1 protein-coding gene is annotated in these 459 nt (G+C 41.4%); it reads left to right on the plus strand.

What is annotated here, in order from left to right:
* Positions 1-11 precede the first annotated feature (11 nt).
* Positions 12-459, plus strand: a 448-nt coding sequence (locus AC3DE3_RS17335) for a hypothetical protein (protein WP_488370861.1), incomplete at its 3' end; no start/stop codon positions are given.

The raw sequence follows: 459 nt of genomic DNA on the forward strand, positions 1-459 counted from the left end.
ATAGACCAATAGTGATTGTCGACCCTTTGTCTTCGGGTATTGAATTAGCCCCGGCTTTTAAATCTCGCGGAGTACCTGCGATCGCGATCACACTGAAAAATGAAGAATGGCCTGAATTCGGATCAAAGATGAAGGCATCTGACTTCATTGAAATTATTCCTGATCAACCAAACATTGAAAATCTAATTAAAAAATACAATCCTATTGCCATCATTCCAGGGACCGAGGAAGCAATTCCTTTAGCCGAGCGGTTAACTACAATTTTGCTGCCTCATTTAGCGAATGATCCTATTAAATTATTGTCTAGATCACACAAAGCACTTATGCAAAAAGCTTTGCAAGAGGCCGGAGTTCCCAGTCTAAAAACTCTGCATACAGATTCGCAGTTAGAAGCAGAAACGTGGATCGCAGAAAACGGGCTGAAGGATGTGCCTTTGATTCTAAAGCCTGCAATGTCTT

The organism is Dietzia sp. IBK-p2-16D (assembly GCF_057773085.1).